This is a genomic window from Photobacterium sp. TY1-4, from assembly GCF_025398175.1.
Taxonomy (GTDB): domain Bacteria; phylum Pseudomonadota; class Gammaproteobacteria; order Enterobacterales; family Vibrionaceae; genus Photobacterium.
In genome coordinates this window covers 1,407,525-1,429,740 of record NZ_CP099734.1, presented here as the reverse complement: position 1 = coordinate 1,429,740, position 22,216 = coordinate 1,407,525, and the positions used below count along the sequence as shown (strand labels likewise).

At 51.6% G+C, this 22,216-nt stretch carries 18 protein-coding genes, 4 tRNA genes and 1 pseudogene; 9 read left to right on the top strand and 14 right to left on the bottom strand.

Annotated elements, in window-relative coordinates; translation table 11 throughout:
• The first annotated feature begins 52 nt into the window (after positions 1 to 52).
• Positions 53 to 319, top strand: a complete 267-nt coding sequence (locus NH461_RS06785) for an acyl-CoA-binding protein (RefSeq protein ID WP_261602477.1) — start codon at positions 53 to 55, stop codon at positions 317 to 319.
• A gap of 207 nt (positions 320 to 526) precedes the next feature.
• Here the strand turns inward: NH461_RS06785 and NH461_RS06780 are convergent, their stop codons facing one another.
• Both NH461_RS06780 and NH461_RS06775 read right to left on the bottom strand, forming a co-directional pair.
• Positions 527 to 2,203 carry a wax ester/triacylglycerol synthase family O-acyltransferase gene (locus tag NH461_RS06780; protein WP_261602476.1) on the bottom strand — a complete coding sequence of 559 codons (1,677 nt, stop codon included), beginning with the start codon at positions 2,201 to 2,203 and terminating at the stop codon, positions 527 to 529.
• 89 nt (positions 2,204 to 2,292) lie between these two features.
• On the bottom strand, positions 2,293 to 2,631 hold the full coding sequence (locus NH461_RS06775) for a phasin family protein (protein ID WP_261602475.1): 339 nt from the start codon (positions 2,629 to 2,631) through the stop codon (positions 2,293 to 2,295).
• A 447-nt stretch (positions 2,632 to 3,078) separates the two neighbouring features.
• Between NH461_RS06775 and NH461_RS06770 the strand changes: the two genes are divergently transcribed.
• From NH461_RS06770 to NH461_RS06745, 6 genes and pseudogenes are all read left to right on the top strand, one after another.
• On the top strand, positions 3,079 to 5,322 hold the full coding sequence (locus NH461_RS06770) for an acetyl-CoA hydrolase/transferase C-terminal domain-containing protein (RefSeq protein WP_261602474.1): 2,244 nt from the start codon (positions 3,079 to 3,081) through the stop codon (positions 5,320 to 5,322).
• Between the two features lie 525 nt (positions 5,323 to 5,847).
• The gene (locus tag NH461_RS06765) at positions 5,848 to 6,456 is read left to right on the top strand and encodes a LysE family translocator (RefSeq protein WP_261602473.1); all 609 of its coding nucleotides are present in this window, start codon (positions 5,848 to 5,850) and stop codon (positions 6,454 to 6,456) included.
• A gap of 274 nt (positions 6,457 to 6,730) precedes the next feature.
• Complete coding sequence (locus NH461_RS06760; protein ID WP_261602472.1) at positions 6,731 to 6,979, top strand: hypothetical protein; 249 nt, start codon at positions 6,731 to 6,733, stop codon at positions 6,977 to 6,979.
• Positions 6,980 to 7,617: 638 nt separating this feature from the next.
• Complete coding sequence (locus tag NH461_RS06755; protein ID WP_261602471.1) at positions 7,618 to 8,499, top strand: GGDEF domain-containing protein; 882 nt, start codon at positions 7,618 to 7,620, stop codon at positions 8,497 to 8,499.
• A 12-nt stretch (positions 8,500 to 8,511) separates the two neighbouring features.
• Positions 8,512 to 8,625: pseudogene (locus NH461_RS06750) on the top strand (anion permease); the annotation flags it as partial.
• Positions 8,626 to 8,970: 345 nt separating this feature from the next.
• Positions 8,971 to 10,563, top strand: a complete 1,593-nt coding sequence (locus NH461_RS06745) for a BCCT family transporter (protein WP_261602470.1) — start codon at positions 8,971 to 8,973, stop codon at positions 10,561 to 10,563.
• Here the strand turns inward: NH461_RS06745 and NH461_RS06740 are convergent.
• Positions 10,514 to 11,266 (bottom strand): DsbA family protein, encoded by a 753-nt coding sequence (locus NH461_RS06740; protein WP_261602469.1) that lies wholly within the window; start codon positions 11,264 to 11,266, stop codon positions 10,514 to 10,516. The two genes, NH461_RS06745 and NH461_RS06740, sit on opposite strands and share 50 nt — an antisense overlap.
• Positions 11,260 to 12,129: an MBL fold metallo-hydrolase gene (locus NH461_RS06735; protein WP_261602468.1), complete on the bottom strand. Its 870-nt coding sequence runs from the start codon at positions 12,127 to 12,129 to the stop codon at positions 11,260 to 11,262. Before NH461_RS06735 ends, NH461_RS06740 begins: the two co-directional genes overlap by 7 nt.
• 108 nt (positions 12,130 to 12,237) lie before the next feature.
• Here NH461_RS06735 and NH461_RS06730 point away from each other — a divergent pair, with 108 nt between their 5' ends.
• The gene (locus NH461_RS06730; protein ID WP_261602467.1) at positions 12,238 to 13,125 is read left to right on the top strand and encodes a LysR family transcriptional regulator; all 888 of its coding nucleotides are present in this window, start codon (positions 12,238 to 12,240) and stop codon (positions 13,123 to 13,125) included.
• 88 nt (positions 13,126 to 13,213) lie between these two features.
• Here the strand turns inward: NH461_RS06730 and NH461_RS06725 are convergent, their stop codons facing one another.
• The 10 genes from NH461_RS06725 to NH461_RS06680 all read right to left on the bottom strand — a co-directional run bounded on the left by NH461_RS06725 (position 13,214) and on the right by NH461_RS06680 (position 20,290).
• Entirely contained in the window at positions 13,214 to 13,519 is a 306-nt protein-coding gene (locus NH461_RS06725; RefSeq protein ID WP_261602466.1) for a hypothetical protein, read from the bottom strand.
• A gap of 717 nt (positions 13,520 to 14,236) precedes the next feature.
• Complete coding sequence (locus NH461_RS06720) at positions 14,237 to 14,548, bottom strand: hypothetical protein (protein WP_261602465.1); 312 nt, start codon at positions 14,546 to 14,548, stop codon at positions 14,237 to 14,239.
• A gap of 297 nt (positions 14,549 to 14,845) precedes the next feature.
• A complete protein-coding gene (locus tag NH461_RS06715; protein WP_261602464.1) occupies positions 14,846 to 15,817 on the bottom strand; it encodes a DUF2860 domain-containing protein in 972 nt (323 codons plus the stop codon).
• Positions 15,818 to 16,186: 369 nt separating this feature from the next.
• A complete protein-coding gene (locus NH461_RS06710; RefSeq protein ID WP_261602463.1) occupies positions 16,187 to 17,575 on the bottom strand; it encodes a glycoside hydrolase family 1 protein in 1,389 nt (462 codons plus the stop codon).
• Between the two features lie 297 nt (positions 17,576 to 17,872).
• Positions 17,873 to 18,700: an AraC family transcriptional regulator gene (locus NH461_RS06705; RefSeq protein ID WP_261602462.1), complete on the bottom strand. Its 828-nt coding sequence runs from the start codon at positions 18,698 to 18,700 to the stop codon at positions 17,873 to 17,875.
• A 25-nt stretch (positions 18,701 to 18,725) separates the two neighbouring features.
• Positions 18,726 to 19,316 (bottom strand): LysE family translocator, encoded by a 591-nt coding sequence (locus NH461_RS06700; RefSeq protein ID WP_261602850.1) that lies wholly within the window; start codon positions 19,314 to 19,316, stop codon positions 18,726 to 18,728.
• Positions 19,317 to 19,942: 626 nt separating this feature from the next.
• Positions 19,943 to 20,018: transfer RNA gene (locus NH461_RS06695), tRNA-Gly, on the bottom strand.
• Between the two features lie 20 nt (positions 20,019 to 20,038).
• A tRNA-Cys gene (locus NH461_RS06690) sits at positions 20,039 to 20,112 on the bottom strand.
• A gap of 3 nt (positions 20,113 to 20,115) precedes the next feature.
• Positions 20,116 to 20,191, bottom strand: a tRNA-Gly gene (locus NH461_RS06685).
• 12 nt (positions 20,192 to 20,203) lie between these two features.
• Positions 20,204 to 20,290, bottom strand: a tRNA-Leu gene (locus tag NH461_RS06680).
• A 490-nt stretch (positions 20,291 to 20,780) separates the two neighbouring features.
• Between NH461_RS06680 and NH461_RS06675 the strand changes: the two genes are divergently transcribed.
• Positions 20,781 to 22,205, top strand: coding sequence for a DEAD/DEAH box helicase (locus tag NH461_RS06675; protein WP_261602461.1), 1,425 nt, complete (start codon positions 20,781 to 20,783; stop codon positions 22,203 to 22,205).
• Positions 22,206 to 22,216: the final 11 nt, after the last annotated feature.

The window sequence follows — 22,216 nt, the reverse complement described above, 5'->3', positions numbered from 1 at the left end:
ACAACGCTTACACTGAAGTGGCTGAGCCACATTTTGAAAAGGAAAAAGAATCATGGCAGATTTACAAGCACATTTTGAACAAGCGCAACTGGATGTCAAAACACTCACCCAGCGTCCGTCGAATGATGAACTCCTGGCACTGTACTCGCTGTTCAAGCAAGCCACCGAAGGCGATGTCCACGGCAGCAAACCCGGCATGTTTGACTTCAAAGGCGCGGCGAAGTATGAAGCGTGGGAGCAACTGAAAGGCATGGACAGCGATACTGCGATGCAACAGTACGTGGATAAAGTGGCCGCCATGAAAGCTGCTTACGCATAGGCGTGAAGCCGAATTTGCGGTCAGGTTCGCTCTCCTGACCGCTCAAGAAAGACCGCAATTGCGGTCTTTCTTTTGTCTGAACATCGTCCTGTTCACAGGTAGACGATTCTGCATTTATGCGGTTAAAGACTCCCTTCAACGGGCAGTAAAGAAAAAGCCACCCAGCTGATGCCCGGTGGCTTTGTCTGATCAGTCACGCCTTGCGGCTTAGTGCAATTTAGCAGACGGCTGTGGTGTTTCCGTCGAGGCAGAGACCCCTCCCGGCAAAGCATCTGAATCCTGCGCTTGGGTTTCATTGAGCTGCGTCGCCGTCAACAGTGCTGTCAACTTCGCCAGTTGCTGCTCCAGGGCTTCGACCTTTTTCTGTTTCTCAGCAAAAATCTGCTCGAAATCTTCATCATCCGGAGACAGGGAGCTGCCGGCTGCCTCAACCGCAGTTTCGACCGCCAGCGTTTTGTCCTGACGATATTCCAGTTGCTCGGAGACGGCATGAACCGCGGTTTGCATCACTTCGGCTTCGATCTCAGCAAAAGCTTCGCGCATATACTCGGTGATCGCCTCAAAACCCGGCAGTGACTGACTGCAGGCCACCAGGGAAAAATAAATGGTATCCGCATTGCTGAAGAAGGTGATATTGAGGGTTTGGCCCGGCATCAGCAGCGACACCGGATATTGCTCCCGCACGGTCGCCCCCATAAAGTACAGCTGCTCCCTGGCTCCCGGTACATTGGAAATCAGCAAGTTACTGGCTGGCGGAATGAAGTTATTGAGCCCGAACTTGCCACTAAACAACGACACCCCGTTCACCAAAAGCGAGTAATTCACATAGGCATCGGGAGAAATGTTCAGCGCCTCCTGTTTCAGGTCCAAGGTCGCATGCTGGATCGCTTCCAGGCGCTCCAGCGGGCTCAGGAAGGGTTTCCCCAACTCCACATGGCCGATGGACATTTTATTACTCTGCCCTTCGGCCTCGTCCTTGCCCCTTAAGTTAATCGGCATCATCGCAACCAGCGGCTTATTCAGCGGGATCGCCCGATCCTGTAAATACCGGTTCAGCGCAATATCACTGACGGTAAACAGAATATCGTTCAGCGAAGCACCGGTAATATGGCTGATATGCTTGAGCTGACGCATCGAGAAATGCCCCAGACTCACGGCGCGGCTGCGCTTCGGACTTAAGTTGAAGGGGGTTTTCGGCGCCGTAAACGGTACTTTCAAATCACAGTCCGCCAGATTCACCGCTTTCAGGGCCAATTTGCTGCCGAGACGGAACATGGAAGGCAACAACGACAATTGTTTGGTCGCGGTCATAGCGGTTTTCATCACCAAATCCGTCAGATGGGTTTCCTGACGGCGCTGCGCATCCGTTTTCCGTAAATCATGTTGCCAGAACGGCTTGGTAAAAGACTGCTCCGGATCCGGATGACAACAAGACGTGAAAATCCGGCTGGCCCGCACCCCGTCCGCCATTGAGTGATGAATTTTCATCACCAGGGCAACCCGGTTATGTTCGAGGCCACCAATCACCCACACTTCCCACATCGGGCGACTGCGATCCAGGACCTGGCTATGCAAACGACCCACGACCTGCTGCAGCTGTTGCTCATTGCCCGGAGATGGCAACATGGTGATCCGCAGATGATCGTCCAGATTCACTTGCGGCATCGCTTCCCAGGAAGGTTTCCCCGTCAGCGACCACTTCAGACGCCAGTTAAACGGTGCGGCCGTTTCGGTCTGCGCCAGGAAGTGCGAATACAGATCCTGCGCAAAGGTTGCAGCCTGCTCCCGGGGAGGATCCAGGATCACCAACCCCGTGACATGCATCGGCGTTTTTGCCGTTTCAAATGCGATAAAACTGAAATCAAGAAGAGACAAACTTGGCATAGAAGATTCCTTTTTCTAGCTTGTCTGGCAGCCAATCTGCCTCACACATGGTTATCCGTCGGTATACCGCCGGACCGATTGCAGCCCGCTTATTCTGCGGCTTGCTTCACCAGTTTATCGACGGCCAACTGCAACTGATCGATTTTTGCTTCGACCGATGACAAGTGGTTTCGATCCACCCCGCAAGTTTTGCGTAGGGCATCATTCAGCTGCGTTTCTGTCCGCGCCAGCATCGCTGCCTTGGTATGTTTCACCCGCGACAGGGTTTCCGTTTCTACGTGCTGACCCTGCTCAACCAGAGAAGTAAACCGTTTGGTCACCAGGTGCTGGGCCATTCCGACCTGTTCGATACCTTTACTGTATGCCCCGAGCCCCGCCCAGACAACCTGCTTCAGAGCGCTCTCTCCGGTTTCAGTCACAGTTTTCATATTTCCGATCATTTTTACTGGATTCATCATGGTCAAAATCCTGTTTGTTCATTATTGAAGTTCCACTGAGATCCCAGAGCCTAACAACTGAAATTAGATCATTCTTTCTAAATTCCGCCTTCAGCCGCCATCCGCCATCCGCCATCCGCCATCCGCCATCCAACCTAACGCCGCGCGTATAGCCAGTGATGTGCAAGTTTGCCGATCGGTGACAGTATAATGTTTCTGAACCACGGCTCAGTGACTGGCCCACATCCCCCAACCCATCCAAGCGGCTTATCAAGGCTGTGACTCAGTTCAACTTCTCGCCAAAAATTGGCAAAAAAACGACCAAAAACGTGATGAAAAAGCAAGTCTAGAGTGAACACTCTATTCCTGGTGCTAACAATGAAACTGACGCACAAAAATATGCTTCTTTCCAATAACAAATCGAACAAGGAATGCAAAATGTCAGTACTAGAATTAGTGGAAACCCCCACACCGCCGCTAACGAGCATGACTGTGACTTGTGAAAAACCAGCTGCGCCCGCCTTTGCCGATGTCGAACAATTGGTTGATCGCATTCTGGAAACGGTCGGAAACCAAATCACGCTCGGCGTGCCGCTGGCGATTGGAAAACCCGTCGCGTTTGTCAACGCACTCTATCAGCGGGCGAAAACCGACCCCCGGATCACCTTGCGGATCGAAACCGGGATTAGCCTGGAAAAACCCGTCGGGAAAAGTCCGCTGGAAGAGAAGTTCCTGGGGCCCTTCATTGAACGTGAATTCGCCGGCGTCCCGGATCTGGATTACCTCACCGATCTGCGCCGCAATCAGGTACCGGCCAATATCACGGTCAGTGAGTTCTTCTTTAAGGCCGGCAGCTTTCTCAACAGCCCGCAGCAACAGAACTACACCAGCACCAACTATACCCACGCCGTGCGGGACTTGCTGGATAAAGGCGTGAACGTTGTCGCGCAGCTGGTTGCCAAACGGACGGTGGATGGCGTGACCACCTACAGTTTATGCAGTAATTCTGATCTGGCCCTCGACTTTGCGCCGTTAATGGAAGAGATGCGGGCAAACGGAACCCCGGTTGCCATGGTCGCGGAGGTCAATGCCAACATGCCGTTTATGCACAATCATGCTGAAGTGGCCGACAATGTCTTTGACTGGGTGCTGGATCAAAACCTCAAACCCGGCCATCAGGACTATGCCCTGTTTGCCGCCCCCCATGCCAGCATCTCGCCGGAAGATCATTTGATTGGCTTTTACGCCAGTACGCTGGTCAAAGACGGGGGAACCCTGCAGGTCGGGATCGGTTCGCTCAGCAGCGCGCTCATTTACAGCGCCTTGCTGCGCCACCAGCACAACGACGTCTATCATCAAGTCCTGACTGAACTGAACGTGGCCGAGAAATTTCCGGTCAGCCAGAAAATCGGAGACAGTGGCCCCTTTGAGCAGGGGTTGTACGGCTGTAGCGAGTTGATGGTTGATGGTTTCGTCCACTTGTACAAAGCCGGGATCCTGAAACGGGAAGTTTTTGAAGATCTGACTCTCCAGACACTGCTGAACCAGCAGAAAATCACCCCGGATGTCTCACTCGCAACTTTGCTCGCCCTGCTGAAGCACGGTGCCATCGCCACACAGCTGACCCGCGAAGATGTCGCCTACCTGAAACGGATTGGGGTATTTCGCGCCAACGTGAGATACGAGCAAGGCCAGCTGTTTGTCGGCCGTCAGCAAGCTCCGGCTAACCTGAACCATGCCGATTCACTCGCCTGGATTGAACAGCACTGCCTGGGCGATACCTTAAGTGGTGGCATGGTCATGCACGGCGCATTTTTTGTCGGACCGAAAGATTTCTACGACGCCCTGAACACCATGAGTGAGGCCGATCATCAGAAGTTCTGTATGACCAGCGTCAACTACGTCAATGATCTCTACGATCATTTCCTCGGCAGCCAGCAACTCAAGCAGGCCCAGCGGCAGCACGCCCGGTTTATCAACTCCGCGATGATGGTTACTCTCAGCGGCGCAGCAGTCTCCGATGCGCTGGAAAACGGCCAGGTGGTCAGCGGCGTCGGCGGACAATACAATTTTGTGGCGCAGTCGCACCAACTGCACGATTCCCGCTCGATCATGAAGCTCAGGAGCTGCGCGGTACGCAACGGGGAACTCAAATCGAATATTCTGTTTAACTACGGCCATACCACGATTCCGCGCCAGCTCAGGGACATCGTGATCACCGAATACGGGATTGCAGATCTGCGCAGCAAACCCGATCACGTGGTGTATACCGAGTTAATCAAAATTGCTGACTCCCGCTTCCAGCCGCAGCTGCTGGCCCAGGCCAAAGCCGCGGGCAAAGTGGCCAAAGACTATACCTTGCCACCGGCGTACTGCAATAACACGCCCAAAGCGATTCAGCGGGTGTATCAGAAATTCGCCCAACAACAAATTTTCTCGCCGTTCCCGTTTGGTTGCAGTTTTACGGCCGAGGAGCTCCAGTTGGGTAAAGCGCTGAAATCACTCAAAGCCAAAACAGCCACACCCAGCGGCAAACTGAAATGCATCCTCAAAGCGCTGACCGCCAACCCAAACGACGCCAGCCTGCGTCCCCTACTGGCGCGCATGGATCTGCTTCGACCCGCAACATTTAAGGACAAGTTGACCCAGCGCTTGCTGGCGGCCGAGCTGAAGGGAAGGTAAATCCACTCGCTCCAACACGATTGAATAAAACGAGGTGAGCAATGTCGAAAAAAAATAAAGTGATCGCGCTGTGCCCCTACGCAGCTATTTGGGGATGCCCCAAATGCCCAGTGCGAAGAATCTGTCCGGGCAAAACCACCATCGGGGATCAACCCATCGCTTCACAGCAGACTAATGAGCGGACCGGCAAGCGATAGTGTCGGACCAAAGCAGTCAGGCCAATAGTCGCCCGGCTCTGGTCGTCCCTACCGACCCACAGGAAAGAAAGCCCCATTGCTTTCTTTCCTGTTATCCCCTGAACAACCAGTTATTCATCAATGCCGAATAGAAAATCACCTGGGACCTGGCGGCGTTCAATTACAGAAACCCTGACGACATCTTGATGTGCATAAACTCAACGTTTGCCTCATTTATGTGCTTGGAAACATTGGTTTATATCTGGCATACCTTTCACCTCTCTGACTATTCTTTAATTAAGCGCCTGCTTACCTGACGCTCTGACCCGCAGTATTTCAAGGAGAGCCTATGGAAGTTATGAAAGCCTTTTTCTTCGGCCTGCTCTTATCTCTCTCGATTGGGCCCATCGCGATTCTGGTTTTAAACAACGGCATTCAGCATGGGTACACAGTGGCAGTCCGCAGTGCCATTGGCGCAGCACTGGCCGATTACTGCTATGCCCTGATTAGTTTTATAGCCGGTACCTGGATCATCACCACCTTCTCCGATTATCACTACCAGATCATCCTGCTCTCTTCCTGGGTCCTGATCTTCGTCGGCTTTTATATGATGTACAGCGCCCTGCGCAATACCCGGCTACTGGCCAATTTTCATCAGCCCACCCGCAAACTGGGACTCCGGGCCGCTTTCTATCTCACCCTGGCCAACCCCATCGCGGTCATTGCGCTCTCCGCCTTTATCGGCCATGCCGACATGGCGGTCAACCCGCTGTACGCCTTGCAACTGGCCGGCGCTATTTTTACCGGGAGTCTGGTGATTCAGTGCCTGTTGGCCATCTTCGGCTCAGCTTACCGCGAGCATTTCGATACCCTGACTTTCCCGTTTTATCTCCAGTTACTGGGCGGTTTAATGATTTGTCTGTTTGGGGTGCACAGCTTTGTCGAGCTGGCAAAATAAGCCCGACGACGGGATGCCGAATGGTGAGCGCTTCCTTGCAGAGAAACGCTGAAAAAACCAGCTGTCGACTGCTTTATTCCTGCTGAACAGGCCTTTTCCGGCAATGCCGGTTCTCGTTCAAAACGGAGCTTGGTATGATCCGGGTGATTTTGTGTCGGGCCAGGTTCAGGCTCATTAACGAATCTGTCTGGCAAGGAGTGCCGAGGAGAGTCATCTGCATCCAGATGTAGAGACCCCTGTTCAGGACAGATGAAGAGAAAGGTATATAACCGCCATGGCATTCAGCACCATCGAGTTACTCGGCTACGCATCCTCATTCATGGTTGCGGTTTCCCTGATGATGAAAGATATCGTCTGGTTACGGGTTTTGAACCTGATCGGCTGTATTTTATTCACGACTTACGGGTTTATGATCGATGCAATGCCCGTGGTCGTCACCAACAGCTTTATTGCCTGCGTCAATGTGTATTACCTGGCGAAAATGGCAAAAGTGCGCGCACGTCAACGCCTGACGACGAAGTAACCGGAAATGTACTCACCCGTGCAAGCGGTACATGTAAAAAATCGGCTCACTGGATAAAGCCGCGACTCCGAAAAAACTGTCCCCCAATAAAACGTTGCATCCAATAAAAACAGCCGCGCTGGATGATCCCACAAAGAACGTCACTCAGCGCGGCTGTTTGCGTTTGAACTTGCCGCACGTCGCGGTCGACAATCCATACCTAATCACGGTCCTGTGCTTTTTGCGCCCCCAGATCGTTTAGATGTTTGCGTCGGGTGCGTTCCGAAATTTCTTTGACTCGTTGTTTGACACGTTTATTCGTATACATCAACCTCTTCCTCTCAGCTTCTGCTCTGGTGCCGGTGTCTCCCGACTTGTCATTTGCTGATTCAAATCGTCATGGGATTGCGCATGGGTTCATCAACACAAACACATGCTGTAAAACTCCGCTATATTACGACATCAAGCTTAACCTGCACTGTCTTCACGGCACCATTACCGTCCAAACATGCAGACATCAATGCATACATTTACAAGTAATATATAGAGATCTCTTCAATAAAACAGTCATCCCGGCGGTTTTTGATTCTCCAGTCATCCCTGTATGGTATATTTTTGCGCGTTAACCAAACTCAATGTGCAAAGGTACATCAATACATATGGTATTTGTCGCTCAAGTCAAAACTCAGTTCGCAATTCTGTTGAGTGCCATCAGTGCGTTTTGCATCGCTTATACCTTCCATGCGTCCGAACTTCCCGTTGATTATGCCAATGTTGTCATTGAAGGCGTGATGGCCCTGAGTTGCCTGCTGTTGATGTTTGGGATCCATGGCGTCAAAGAAAACCGTCCAATCTACCGCTTACTGCTACTGTCTTCTTCACTGCTGTTTATCGGCCATTTCATTGACGTTGTCGATGAATTTATCCGCTCCTGCCATACGCTCGACATTCTGGAAGATCTTTGTCAGTCCTTCGGTTTTCTACTCTTATTGCTGACAAGCGCTCGCTGGGTGAAATTTCACCGACAGCAAAATCGAAAAATGAAATATCTGGCGGAGACGGACAGCCTGACCGGGCTGCTTAATCGCCGGGCGTTTACCCAAAGCGCACAAACGATGCTGGATAATGCAGAGGGTCAGGAAACACCGTTCAGCCTGATCCTGCTCGATATTGATCACTTTAAGCTAGTCAATGACAACTACGGGCACCTGACAGGGGATCATGTGTTGTACAGCGTTGGACAAACCATCCAGGCCAGCTTGCGGCAAGAAGATTTGCTAAGCCGCTTCGGCGGCGAAGAGTTCGTGATCTTGTTGAACCATACAACCCTAGCGGATGCCAAACAGATCACAGAGCGCATTCGCAGTGCCATTGAAGCCCTGCGCATCGACCACAAACACACACAATTACAATGTACGGCCAGTTTCGGTGTGGCCTGCCTTCCTTCGAGCGAAGCAAACATCACCGCACTGATCAAAAACGCCGACCAAGCGTTATATCAGGCCAAAGCCCTGGGCCGAAATCGTTGGTGTGTTGCCTGAGCCGGATTTAACCCAGCCCCGATTCTGTTCGGTGTCGATTATATGTCTCTCAAACAATGGTGGAAAATCGGATTTATTTTTACCCTGGTGGTAATTCCAGTGTGCTTTCTCATTGGCGGCGTCTAGTGGAAAACGATCGATCTGTGGTCAACCGGCGCACACTGATCCGAAACACAGCCCGCGCCCTCACCCAGACAGGTTGTCGGGGTGCTTTCATATCTCCTCCAAATAAAATCATTCGAACACATCGTTTCGTGCACGAAATCAACCCCAAGCACTCGACACATAAAATCATAGACTTATGTACACTTTTCACTCAAAAAACGCTTCAAAGTTGTGATTTTTTATTCTCAATGTTAACATTTATGCGATTTTTAATTTGAATTCTAATGGATTTGGGCTGTATGGGTCGTTCGTGGAACCACGAAAACCCGCCCAAATCATTAGAGGACAAAACAACCGAGAGACTTTATGGATAGCGTATTGAATCAATACAGCATTGAAACAACCGACTATCAGGTCGGCCAGGACAATATTCAGAAATGGGGATTTGATGTCCACAACCCTGTGTTTGGGATCAGCGCAGGTTTGATTCTTCTCTGTTTACTCAGCCTGGCTGTGGTTGACCCAGCCACCGCCAAAAGCGCACTGGACGGGTTAAAAGGCCAGATCATCAGCAATTTTGACCAACTCTTTATGTGGTCGGCCAACCTGTTCCTCCTGTTTTGTATCGGCCTGATGGTCTCGCCGCTGGGTAAAATTCGGATCGGGGGGTTGGATGCCGAGCCGGAACATACCACCCTGTCCTGGATCGCCATGCTATTCGCCGCCGGAATGGGGATCGGGTTACTGTTCTGGGGCGTGGCTGAGCCAACCGCCTATTTCACCGGCTGGTACGAAACCCCGCTTGGCGTTGAACCCTACTCTGCCGAAGCACGCGAACTCGCTTTAGGTGCCACCATGTTCCACTGGGGGGTGCACGGCTGGGCCATGTACGCGCTGGTCGCCCTGTCACTGGCTTTCTTCGCTTTTAACAAAGGACTGCCGTTATCGATGCGCTCCATTTTCTACCCGGTCTTTGGGGATCGGGCCTGGGGCTGGATGGGACACGTCATCGATATTATGTCGGTTCTGGCAACCCTGTTTGGCCTGGCGACCTCCTTGGGGCTGGGTGCCCAACAGGTTACCAGTGGGATCAACCATGTCTTCGGAACCGACGGCGGCCTGGGTATGCAGTTAGGGGTGATTGTCTTTGTTACCACGCTGGCAGTGATCTCAGTGGTTCGCGGCCTGGAAGGTGGTGTGAAGGTGTTGAGTAACATCAACATGCTGTTTGCCCTGGCGGTGTTTATTTTCGTCACCTGCGTCGGCTTCGGGGTCGTGCAGGACTCACTCACCACCACCATCATGGGCTATTTAGACAACCTGGTGCCGCTGAGCAACCCGCATGGCCGTGAAGATGAAACCTGGATGCATGGCTGGACGGTATTCTACTGGGCCTGGTGGATCTCCTGGTCACCATTTGTCGGGATGTTTATCGCACGGGTTTCTAAAGGCCGTACCGTTCGTGAATTCCTGTTTGCTGTTGTCTTCGTGCCAACCTTAATGACCACCATCTGGATGGCTGTCTTTGGCGGTATTGCGATTGACCAAGTGATCAACAAAGTCGGTGAGCTGGGCGCAAACGGTTTGACTGATATTTCGCTGACCCTGTTTCACGTCTATGACGCGCTGCCATTCGGCTCTGTGATCTCCGTGATCTCACTGGGGCTGATCATCGTCTTCTTTATTACATCATCAGATTCCGGCTCGCTGGTGATCGACAGCATTACCGCCGGAGGTAAAGTTGATGCGCCGGTACCACAACGGATTTTCTGGGCAACGATTGAAGGCGCGATTGCGGCCATGATGTTGTGGATTGGCGGGACGGAGGCCCTGCAAGCACTGCAGGCCGGGGTCGTCACCACTGCACTGCCGTTTACCCTGGTCCTGCTGCTGATGTGTTACAGCCTGATCAAAGGCTTGCGTACAGAGCGTGCCCTGTACCAAACGCGCACCGCATAACGGCTTCCCATGGCCGGCATTCGCCGGCCATGTTTATCTGCTTCATCACTGAAATTTCAGCTGTGTTCACGGACGCGTCAGTTGCGAGCACACCATCCCAGTAACCTTGCCACTGCGCCTCCCGCCGATAGAACGAACTGGGAGCCACTTTTTGCCACCCTTGCTCAGTTTCAAGCATTAGCGTGGGATAGCCCGACACCTGGTACTGCGTCATCAACTGGCGAGTCCGTGTGATGGTGCCATGCAATTGCGCTTCATTGGCTGTCATTGCTGCACGCCACGCGGATTCATCCAGACCGATTTCTTCGGTCAGTGCGGCCAGAGTATCGATCTGATTCACCGCTAATCCATCGCGATAATGACCCTGCTGGATCGCACGCAGCATCTCCAGCGGGTCCCCCCCCACCGTGTCAGTCGCCAGGATCGCCTGCGCGGTCAGATACGAATCCATCACTATAGGGGCAGTGCTCTTGATACGCGCCACATAAGCGTCACCAAACTCGGCACCGGTCTCCCGGGCGATTTGCTGATCATGCTGCAAAATGTGCTGACGGAACGACGGGTCAATGGCACGATTGGCCACCATGCCGCCGGGATGCAACACAAGCGACACCCCATCGCGCTGGTTTAACTGCTCAATCAGCGACGAAGCGCCATAACACCAGCCGCACATCGGGTCGAAAAAATAATGAACCGTTACCATTTCATCTCTCCCATGTGCACCTTCGCGCCAATCTCCAACGCCATCGGCAATCCGGCCTGCGGATATTGTGCCGTCATCGCTTCAATCAGATCCTTGCTATTGCCACTCTGCTGTTTGGCCACATCAAATGCCGTCAGATAACCCTGAGAATAATCAATCGTTGCGCCATTGAGCTGGGTCCCGGCTTTCATGTGCCCGGGAACCACTGTCTCCGGTTTCAGCGCTTTCATCGCTTCGAGCTGCTCCGCCCAGGCCTGACGCGCCTGATCTTGCTGAGCATCAGCCATCCACAAATGCACATCCCCGTACACGGCGACGTTACCCAGTAACGTTTTGGTCGATGGAATCCACAAATACGGACGATGTGCCATCAAACCATCTGTGCCCCTGATCTCAATCACCTGATCATCAACCTTCAGGGTATGGCCCTGAAATGCCGTCGGTAACACCGGTGCAACCGGCGCATTGGCACCCATTTTCGGTCCCCAGAATGCCAGCTTACCCGCCATCTTCTCAGCAATTTTCTCACGCACCGCCGGGGTGGTGATCACCTTCGCATCCGGAAACAGAGCGACCAGCACTTCAGCCCCAAAGTAGTAATCCGGATCCGCCTGACTGATGAAAATCGTTGTCAATGTTTTGCCGGAATCGAGCACTTTGGCCGCAATCCGCAAGGCATCCGCTTTGGTAAATCCGGTATCGACGACCATCGCTTCCGTCTCTCCGTACACCACGCTGGCATTGACATGAAAGCTGCCCGGGCCAGCGTTGTATACATCCAGTTGCAACGGTGCAGCCTGCGCATATGTAGCCGTTGTACCGGCAAGCAGTAATGAAGCCGCAATCTTGGTTAGTGTTCGCATTGTTCTCTCCAAATCTCTCTGTCTAAGTTGGAGCCAAGATTACCGTGTTGATTTGCTCAGATATATAACCAATAATGCGCAACATTGTTTCTTATATCGGTCAGATAAATGGATAAGCTTACTGCGGCCAGAGTCTTTATTGATGTCGCACACTCCGGCAGTTTTACCGCGACGGCAGCAAGGCTGGAGATGTCCCGCTCAATGGTAACCCGCCATATCGAAGCGATGGAAAATTGGTTACAGGCCCGACTGTTACAACGCACAACCCGGAAGGTTACGCTCACCGATGCCGGTGTTCGCTGTCTGGCCCAAACCCGGATGTGGGTCGAGATGGCAGAACAGATGCAACGGCTGCACCAACCGGATGATCGGCTCAGGGGGAAATTACGGATCACCACCAGCATGTCATTCGGCCATGCTCAATTGATGCCTGCGATTCACGAGTTCATGAGCCAACATACGGGGATTGAAATTGATGTTGATGTCGCCGACCGTGCCGTAAACCTGGTCGAAGAGCAGATTGATCTCGCGATCCGAATTGCCGCGGATCCCGATCCCACCCTGATCGGTCGGCCGATTGCGCAATGCGCGTCGATCCTGGTGGCCTCACCGGCTTATCTGCAACACCATGCCCCGATTGAGCACCCGGAAGATCTATCCCGCCACCAGTGCTTAGGCTATAAAAATTTTGAGCGTCATGTCTGGCACTTGAGTCAAGCTGGACAACACATCTCCACTGATATCCACTGCCGCCTGACCGCCAACGAAGCCACCGTGCTATTGAGCGCAACCCTGAGCGGGCACGGAATCGCCATGCAGCCCACCTATCTGGCCAATCCATATCTGCAAAGCGGGCAACTGGTTCAGGTGTTACCGGCGTGGCAACCGAAGATGATGAGCGTCTATGCCCTGTACCCATCTCGCAAACACCTTGCTCCGGGCGTCAGAGCCTTGATTGACCATTTGGTTGAATACTATAAGGCCAATCCCTGGTAGCGCAGGGAGGCCAAAAATCACAAATGAACGAAAATGATGAAGAGTTTGTAAGGAAGGCTGTTCGTTGCATAGGGCAACTGATTATAGATCAGCACAAGTCACGCATGATTGTTTCATATTCCTCTTTCGCGTCATCAATCAATCGATGAAGCTCTCGAGCATCATTGCGTGTGAGATCAATATGCCAAAGTTTATGAGTAGGGTGATTATGCTCGATGCAGTCCACCCCGGTTGTTTTACCATGGGTTGAAAAAAACAAATCTTCAAAATCACCTTCCAACTTTTTATGCTCCTCCAATATTTCCACAGATAATTCACCTGTTGGCTTAATAGCCAGATGTGCATGATTATGTAATTTACCCGCAAGGGTATAAGACCGATGTTTAGCGAACATTGATTCCTTCTCTACCTTGGTTAACAAACTCAATTTAAAGTATAGGCAGCTTGACCTTGTCCTTCATGATGATTTGATGATATTACCGTTTGTAATACAGAATCTACCCTTATATATAAATGGTATAAAGAATCTGAGGGTATTTTATAAATTACATTTGGAGAGAAAAAATGAATATAAAGAGTAAATTAGTTGGCTCGGCGCTGTTTCATCCTCGGAAGTTTCTTATTGATGAAACAAGATGACCTGCGACATCAATATGATTCTCAGTTATCCAAATGCAACCGATAGTACAGTCAGTTCAGAGAAGAAAGATCCCAAACATGCACGCGTCGCTCTGTTTTATGCAAGAGGATGTTGTTGAAGAATCTTGCCAAAGCTATGTCAGAAAGCCATACCAAAAAGTTGTGTCAAAAACGCTTCGCCAAAAAGCTATATCCCTGAGCCATACCCCAGAGCAGTGCCACAGGGCTGTGCTATAGGGTGGTACCACGAAACCATACCTAGGGAAACATGCCTCGGGGGAACCATGCTTCGAACTTCAGCAACAGTAGATGAAATGATGCCGTGTGACTACAAGACAGGTGAAAAGTGCAGGAATATTTGTTTATTGAGGATACTTGTGAAGCGACATGAAACGAGTTTAATGAGCGCGCGATCAGCAGAATAAAATGGCCTTTTCATCCATGAAAAGGCAAACATCGTCGTTTGCTCAAATTAGTTCTTCCGAACACCATGGAAAGCAAAACGACTATATTCATTTCCTGATTCGGTGACTGCTGAATATTTTACAGAACGAGAGTGATTCAGCGACAGCGGAATAAATACCCGGCCTGAATCATCGGTCCGGAAACTATTCTGCGCTTGAGGCTGATTCACGACAGAAACCACCGCGTTGGCAGATGGTTGGCCGCCGTCGGTCACAGTCACCCAGGCCCCATTTTGCGTATCAGTCACTTGGATATCAGCATAAGATAAAGCTGAAAAACCCATCAATAAAGAAGCGAGTGCAATGCTGACTTTTTTCATTAGAATATCTCCGTGTAATTATCATTTCTGTCGTGATTGTAAAACCAACTGCTATCAACCACGGGGTTATTGTTCAAACATCTTTACTTCTTGATACCTATCTTAATCCCAGAAAGGTAAACGGAAGTTGAACGAGGATTAATTAAACAATCTGGTTGTTCTTTGATGGGATAACTATAGTGAGCGTCCGGTTCAGATGATAGCGCAATGATTTGCGCGACTTGTTCTAAAAATTCGAACAGACAAATTCGCTCCGTCGATATCCCGCCCGAGCCGCGTCGATTTGCTCTCTACCCGTTAAAACTGATACTGCAAGCCAAGCGTCGTCAGCACCTGATCCCGATCGTAAAAGTCAATATTCGATTCCCGACGGTCCCAGCCACCGCTGGCAAACAACATGACATTCCGCCAGTTATACGGGGCTGCATACACATAACGCAAAGAGAATCCGGTACTGGTATCTTCCCTGACCTCGTTAAAAATCGGATGCGACGCATCAAAACTGTGTGTGGAATAATCTCCCCCCAGCACAAAAATGTGGCGGTTCACCTGACGACTCAGCTCCGCTTTGATCCCAACGCGCTCCCCACGCATGGCCGCGCCATCTGCATCATCGAACAGATAATGGATATCCCATTCCAGCCCGAGCCCGGCAATCGGCGGGATAGACTGACCGATAGCCGCATAATACAAATTCCCTTCCCGGGTCAGCAGGCTGGTATTCTCAATCGTCGTCGCCCCGCTTTGTTCGTCATCGACACGATGCTCCCCTGCCGCAAGTTCCAGCGCCAGGGACGAGCCGAGAATATTGTCATAATTGAAGACAAGCCCCCGGACAGTTTGTTTGGTTTCCTGGCGCTCGGTGTTCAGCGCAAACGGATCCTGCCAGGTTTCTTTTTCCAGTACCCCCGGAACAAAACCAATCGCCACACTGGAGCCATCTACCAGGTAATGCCGATAGCCGGCCTGCATATAGAAATCACTCGCCATTCCGACTAGATCTGACTTGAAATACAATTCGCTGTTGGTGCTGGGGATCCTGAAATTCAGATCCCACACCGGAAAAAACACGGTGGACTCTTCGGCTTGTCCCGGTGCGTTATAGTCCGTGATCACCGTTTGCCCCTCGGTGTTAAACGATGATTTCTCGCTGGCACCACCTGCGAGTAAATTCACTTCACCATACAGACCGAACTTTCCCTGCTGCATTGCCGCCGCAGGTGCCGCCAGCACAGAGAAGATCAACATATATGCCACTTGCTTGTTCATGAACTTGTCTCCGTTTATCCAAGCTGATTGATATCCATCTCAAAAACCAGACAACAACCAAGATTCAGGCCTTGTGATCGACCCCCATAAGCTACCGTATGGACAACCGGGTCAGCATGTGTAAAAAGTCATGAATTCAATGGCAGAGGAAGCCGATCGGCTCAATTCAGGCGATGAGAAACGCTCTTCAGCACACAGAAACAACAAAGCGGCAGATAGCCTGAACGCCAAGCCAGCTGCCGCAAGTGGTTTCATTTAACAATGAGCTTTATTGAAACAAGTCGCTTTCATTTAACAAGTAGCTGTATTGAAACAAGTGGTTCCTTGAAACAGTATTTTCTTAAAACAAACAGTCTTCTTGAAAAAGCGTTAGCCTAACGACGCACCATGAGTGCGAATCACATCCTGATACCAGTAAAAACTTTTCTTCCGTTGACGGATCAAAGTGCCCTCGCCGTGATCATCCCGATCCACATAGATGAATCCGTAACGCTTGCTCATTTCCGCAGTCGAGTTGCTGACCAAATCAATTGGTCCCCAGCTGGTGTAACCCATGAGCTCAACCCCGTCTAACACCGCCTCTCTTGCCTGTATTAAATGCGCCTTCAGGTAAGCAATACGATAGTCATCAATGATTTCGCCGGCAGCGTTCGGCTCATCTTTCGCGCCTAAACCGTTTTCAACGATAAACAATGGCTTTTGGTAGCGATCATAGAGGAAGTTCAATATCACCCGCAGGCCTTTGGGGTCGATTTGCCAACCCCACTCACTCTTCTCCAGATAAGGGTTCGACACACTGGCGACGATATTGCCGACTTCTTTTTGTTTCGGATCCGCGCTGGCGCACGCACTGGCGTAATAGCTGAACGAAATAAAATCGACACTCGCCGCCGCCAGGGTGTCCAAATCACCCGGTGCCATTTCAATCCGGATCCCCTGATCGCGGAAATACCGCAGCATATAGCCCGGATAGCGCCCACGCGCCTGTACATCACCAAAGAACAGCCACTGATTATTTTCATGCATGGCAGCGATCACATCATCCGGCTGACAGGTCAGAGGATAGGTCATGGCCCCGAGCAGCATGTTGCCGATTTTTCCTTCCGGGACAAGCTCATGACACCACTGCACCGCTTTAGCGCTGGCCACCAACTGATGGTGGATCGCCTGATAAATAGCCTGCTCCGATGCGGACTCCGGCAACCCGACGCCGGTAAACGGGGCATGTAGCGACATATTGATTTCATTGAAGGTCAGCCACAACTTGACCTTGTCGGCATAGCGGGTAAACACGGTTTTGGCATAACGCTCGAACAGCGCAATCACTTCACGGCTTTGCCAGCCACCGAATTTCTCGACCAGCCCGTAGGGCATTTCGTAGTGGGACAAGGTCACCATCGGCTGAATTTTGTACTTGGCCAGTTCATCGAAGATCCGATCGTAAAACGCTAACCCGGCCTCATTCGGCTCGGCTTCATCGCCTTGCGGAAATATCCGGGTCCAGGCAATCGACAACCGAAAACAACTGAATCCCATCTCGGCCATCAGGGCGATATCTTCCGGGTAGCGATGATAGAAATCGATCGCCAGATCTTTAATGCCCGGCGTACGTTCTGCCTTTTCCTGATGCGGGCTTAAGATCCCGTACGGCAGCAGATCGGCCGTCGACAGCCCTTTGTGATCGGTGTCAAAAGCCCCCTCAACCTGATTTGCAGCAATCGCGCCACCCCACAAAAAGTGTTCCGGAAATGTTGTCATCGCTTTTACTCCGTCTGATTTGAACAAGTGACATATCGTCCGGTTCACTCACTGACAACCACAGCCCGCGTTGTCGTATGATCTGCAGTAAGTCGCAGGAAACACCAGGATGGAACCGGTTACATTTTCTGAAATCATAGAATGAAACCGGTTACATGAAAAGTTGATTTGCTTTAAATGTGATCTGTGCCGGATCCGAATGATCCATTGCTCAGACGAAAATCAACCTGTGAACCTCGCGGTTGCTCCCTCTACCGCACTGGCGGCCCGGAGGTCACACCGCTCACAAGAAAACCGTTACCGCCCGACAAAATGGGATTGATAAAATTTAGGGGTCACCGCCAGCTTTCGTTTGAATTGGCGCTGGAAGTGCGCTTGATCGGCAAACCCCAATTGCAGGGCAACCTCGGCAATGTCCTGTCCGGATTTGAGCATCACTTTGGCACGCTTGATCTTTTCATCCATCAGATAGGCATGGGGTGGTAGCCCAAACTGGTGCTTAAACGCCCTTAGTAACTGATAGCGACTCATCTCAGCTTCTTCCGCGAGTGCTTCCAATGGATGCGGGCTTTCCAGTTCGTCGAACAATTTCTCGCGAATCCGGCTCAAGCCTGGCCACGGCTGTGGTTTGAGGCCAACAGTAGACCCAACCGACCGCTGACCCACACTCGCTTCCAGAAACTCGTAAAAACTGACCTCGGCCTCTAAAAGATCTGCTTCCGTATGCAATGCATGAAACAGCGCAAGAAACTTCCGCCGGAGTTCAACATTTCGCTCCAGATCGTGCGCAAAGGCCATGTAGTCATGCGCAGTGGTTTGCAGCACCTCCTGCTGCGCCGCCCCCATTTTCATCGTATCGACAAACAGCATCCGATAGGACCAAGCTCCGGATTCAGGATTACAAGCATGCACATCGGCCGGGTTGATGGTGACAAGGTCGCCCCGCCCGATTTGATGGATCCTTTGACGGTTACGGTAAAATGCTCGCCCCTGGTCAATGATCCCGAAAGAAAACTCATCGTGGGAATGCGCCTCGTAGCAAGCACGACTTTGGTCGGCGACTCTGAGTTCAATCCAAGGGATCAAGGTACTCTGTTTGAAACTGGCGCTGACATCCTTTTTCATGGTCAATCTCGGCTCCCAATCCTTATTACCAAATGATGATCACCGATGCCCCCAGCATCGCCGCCATCACCTGATTAAACTGACGCTGCCGGGTCGAATTTTCAAGGTATTTTGCCAGCCCCCGCCCCAATATCGCCCACAGACCGATCCCCATCACACATACAATCAGGGAAATGCAGGTAAACACCATCAGTGATAGCCATTCATTGTCCTGCCCTGCGACGTACAGGCTGACGCCGGACATGGCAACAATCCACGCTTTCGGATTCAGCAGTTGCGTGAGAGAGCCGATCCACCATCCCGAACGGGTCACCTGTGATGTCTGAACTGACGCTACCGGCGCGGCATAAATTTGATAGGCCATGGTTAAGAGCAAGGCACTACCACCGACTTTCATCGCTGTTGCAACCTCAGGTAGTTGACGAAGCAGCGTGTGCATCATACTCCCCGAGCAATACACGATCAGCGCATACGCCACAGATGCCCCCATCACATGGGCAGCCGCCGCTCGCTTTCCGTGATTCAACGCAGTACTGGTTGCCAGCATATTCACGGGCCCTGGTGTCACCGCACCGACAAACGCGAACGCCACCATGGCAAAAAAGATATTGTCCATCATCGAATCTCCTCTTGATACAGAGAAGGTAACCCAGGCGCGAGGTTCGTTATTGAACGATATTGCAGCATGGGCAGCGCATGGGATTGCTTAATACCAGAAGGTCCTGAAGACGGGAAATGAATAGCAAAAATCCCCGGCATTTCTACCGGGGCTTCTCTGAATTTGGAGCGACACACGAGGTTCCCGATCTTCAAGGAGCCAGGCGTGACCTCAACCTTGGCAAGGTTGTGCTCTACATGCAAAAAGCCCCGGTACCTCTACCGGGGCCTTTCTAAACTTGGAGCGACACACGAGGTTCCCGATCTTCAAGGAGCCAGGCGTGACCTCAACCTTGGTAAGGTTGTGCTCTATATGCAAAAAGCCCCCGGCATTACTACCGGGGCTTCTCTAAATTTGGAGCGACACACGAGGTTCCCGATCTTCAAGGAACCAGGCGTGACCTCAACCTTGCCAAGGTTGTGCTCTACATGCAAAAAGCCCCGGTATTTCTACCGGGGATTCTCTGAATTTGGAGCAACACACGAGGTTCCCGATCTTCAAGGGACCAGGCGTGACCCCAACCTTGGCAAGGTTGTGCTCTATATGCAAAAAGCCCCGGCATTTCTACCGGGCTTCTCTGAATTTGGAGCGACACACGAGGTTCGAACTCGTGACCTCAACCTTGGCAAGGTTGCGCTCTACCAACTGAGCTAGTGTCGCATAATATTCTCAAGAGAGAATGGAGGCGCGTCCCGGAGTCGAACCGAGGTCCACGGATTTGCAATCCGCTGCATAGCCACTCTGCCAACGCGCCAAATGGAGCGACATACGAGGTTCGAACTCGTGACCTCAACCTTGGGAAGGTCGCGCTCTACCAACTGAGCTAATGTCGCAATCTTGCATGATGGTGCCCCGGGCCGGACTTGAACCGGCACAACGCGAACGTCGAGGGATTTTAAATCCCTTGTGTCTACCAATTCCACCACCAGGGCAACGCAAATCTTTGCGATGGAAACACCATCTGTTCTGACGAGCTTTGCCGTGAGAACGAGATGTACTTTACTCGATTGAAAAAATCCGTCAATAAGAAATTTTATCTTTTTGATTCAGATGGTTAAAAAATACGCCGCTCAGCACATCTGGCAGGCAATTCGAGTAAGGGTTATACGCCTGTACTGCTTTGACAATCTGCCAACACAACCTTCCACCCAAGCGTTGCATCAGGTGAAAGCTGCAATCATACGCCCCTACCCATATCTTTATCACGCGCTGAACCGAAGTTTTCCGAGATCCGATGGCGAGATCCACCACAACACTTCGTGCTGTTCAACAATGAGTTAACAGCCTCCAGAACGATAAACATCGAATACAGGTTGCTGTCTGGCCGTAAAATCCTCAAAATACCGCACTTGCTCCGCGCTGGCTGAGAGCTTCTATTGTTCTGAGCCACTGCGTTATCTATACAAACTGAGAATCAAATTTATGGGTTTTACCTCTCTAGGCCTTTCCGCTCCAATCCTCAAAGCTATTCAGGATAAAGGATACGATACCCCGTCACCAATCCAGGCTCAGGCCATTCCAGCCGTGATCCAAGGTCAAGACGTCATGGCTGCGGCCCAGACGGGAACCGGTAAAACCGCGGCATTCACCCTGCCGATTCTAGAGCGTCTGGATAACGGACAACAGGTCAAGGGCAACCATGTTCGCGCCCTGATCCTGACTCCAACGCGCGAGCTGGCCGCCCAGATCCAGGAAAATATCGTCACTTACAGCCGCCATTTATCACTCAATTCTGCTGTTGTATTTGGTGGGGTGAAAGTCAACCCGCAGATGCTTCGGTTACGCAAGGGCGCTGATATTCTGGTCGCGACCCCTGGCCGCTTGATGGATCTGTACAGCCAAAACGCGGTTAAATTTAACCAATTGGAAGTGCTGGTGCTGGATGAAGCGGACCGAATGCTGGATATGGGTTTCATTCGCGATATTCGTAAAATCCTTGCCCTGCTTCCTGCTAAGCGCCAGAACCTGCTGTTTTCTGCCACCTTCTCGGATGAAATTCGCGAGCTGGCCAAAGGCCTGGTAAACAACCCGATCGAGATTTCCGTGACCCCGGCAAACTCGACCGCCAAAACCGTCGAGCAGTTCGTCTATCCGGCAGACGTGAAGAAAAAAGCACCTATGCTGGCGAAACTGATCCAAGACGGCAACTGGCAGCAAACGCTGGTCTTCAGCCGGACCAAACACGGCGCGAACCGCCTGTCACACTTCCTGAATGAACAAGGGATCACATCGGCCCCGATTCACGGCAATAAAAGCCAGGGCGCTCGTACCCGCGCTCTGTCTGAATTCAAATCCGGTGACATTCGCGTATTGGTTGCCACCGATATTGCTGCGCGCGGGATCGATATTCCGCAGCTGCCACAAGTTGTGAACTTCGAATTACCAAACATCGCTGAAGACTATGTTCACCGCATTGGTCGTACCGGTCGTGCCGGTGAAGCCGGACGGGCTATTTCTCTGGTGTGTGCTGCTGAAGCTGCTGATCTGTTTGGCATTGAGCGCTTAATTCAGAAGGTCTTGCCTCGCATGGAACTGGATGGTTATCAACCAACCAATGTCCTGCCGGAATCCAAGCTGGATACCCGTCCAATCAAACCGAAGAAACCTAAAAAACCGAAGACGCCGAAAGCCGGAGCGGAACATTCGTCCCGGGCAGAAGGGAAAAGTACCGACGGCGCTACCCCGGCAAGCAAACGCCGCCCACGTCGCCGCCCAGCAAATGGCAATACGGATGGACAAAGCAATGCCACCGGCAAGCCACGCGGCGCAGCCAATAAGTCTGCTGCAAAGCCAAACCAAAGACGCCGGCCGCGTCCAGCTGGCAAAGCAACCGCTAAAGCTGAGTAATTTCTGAATCA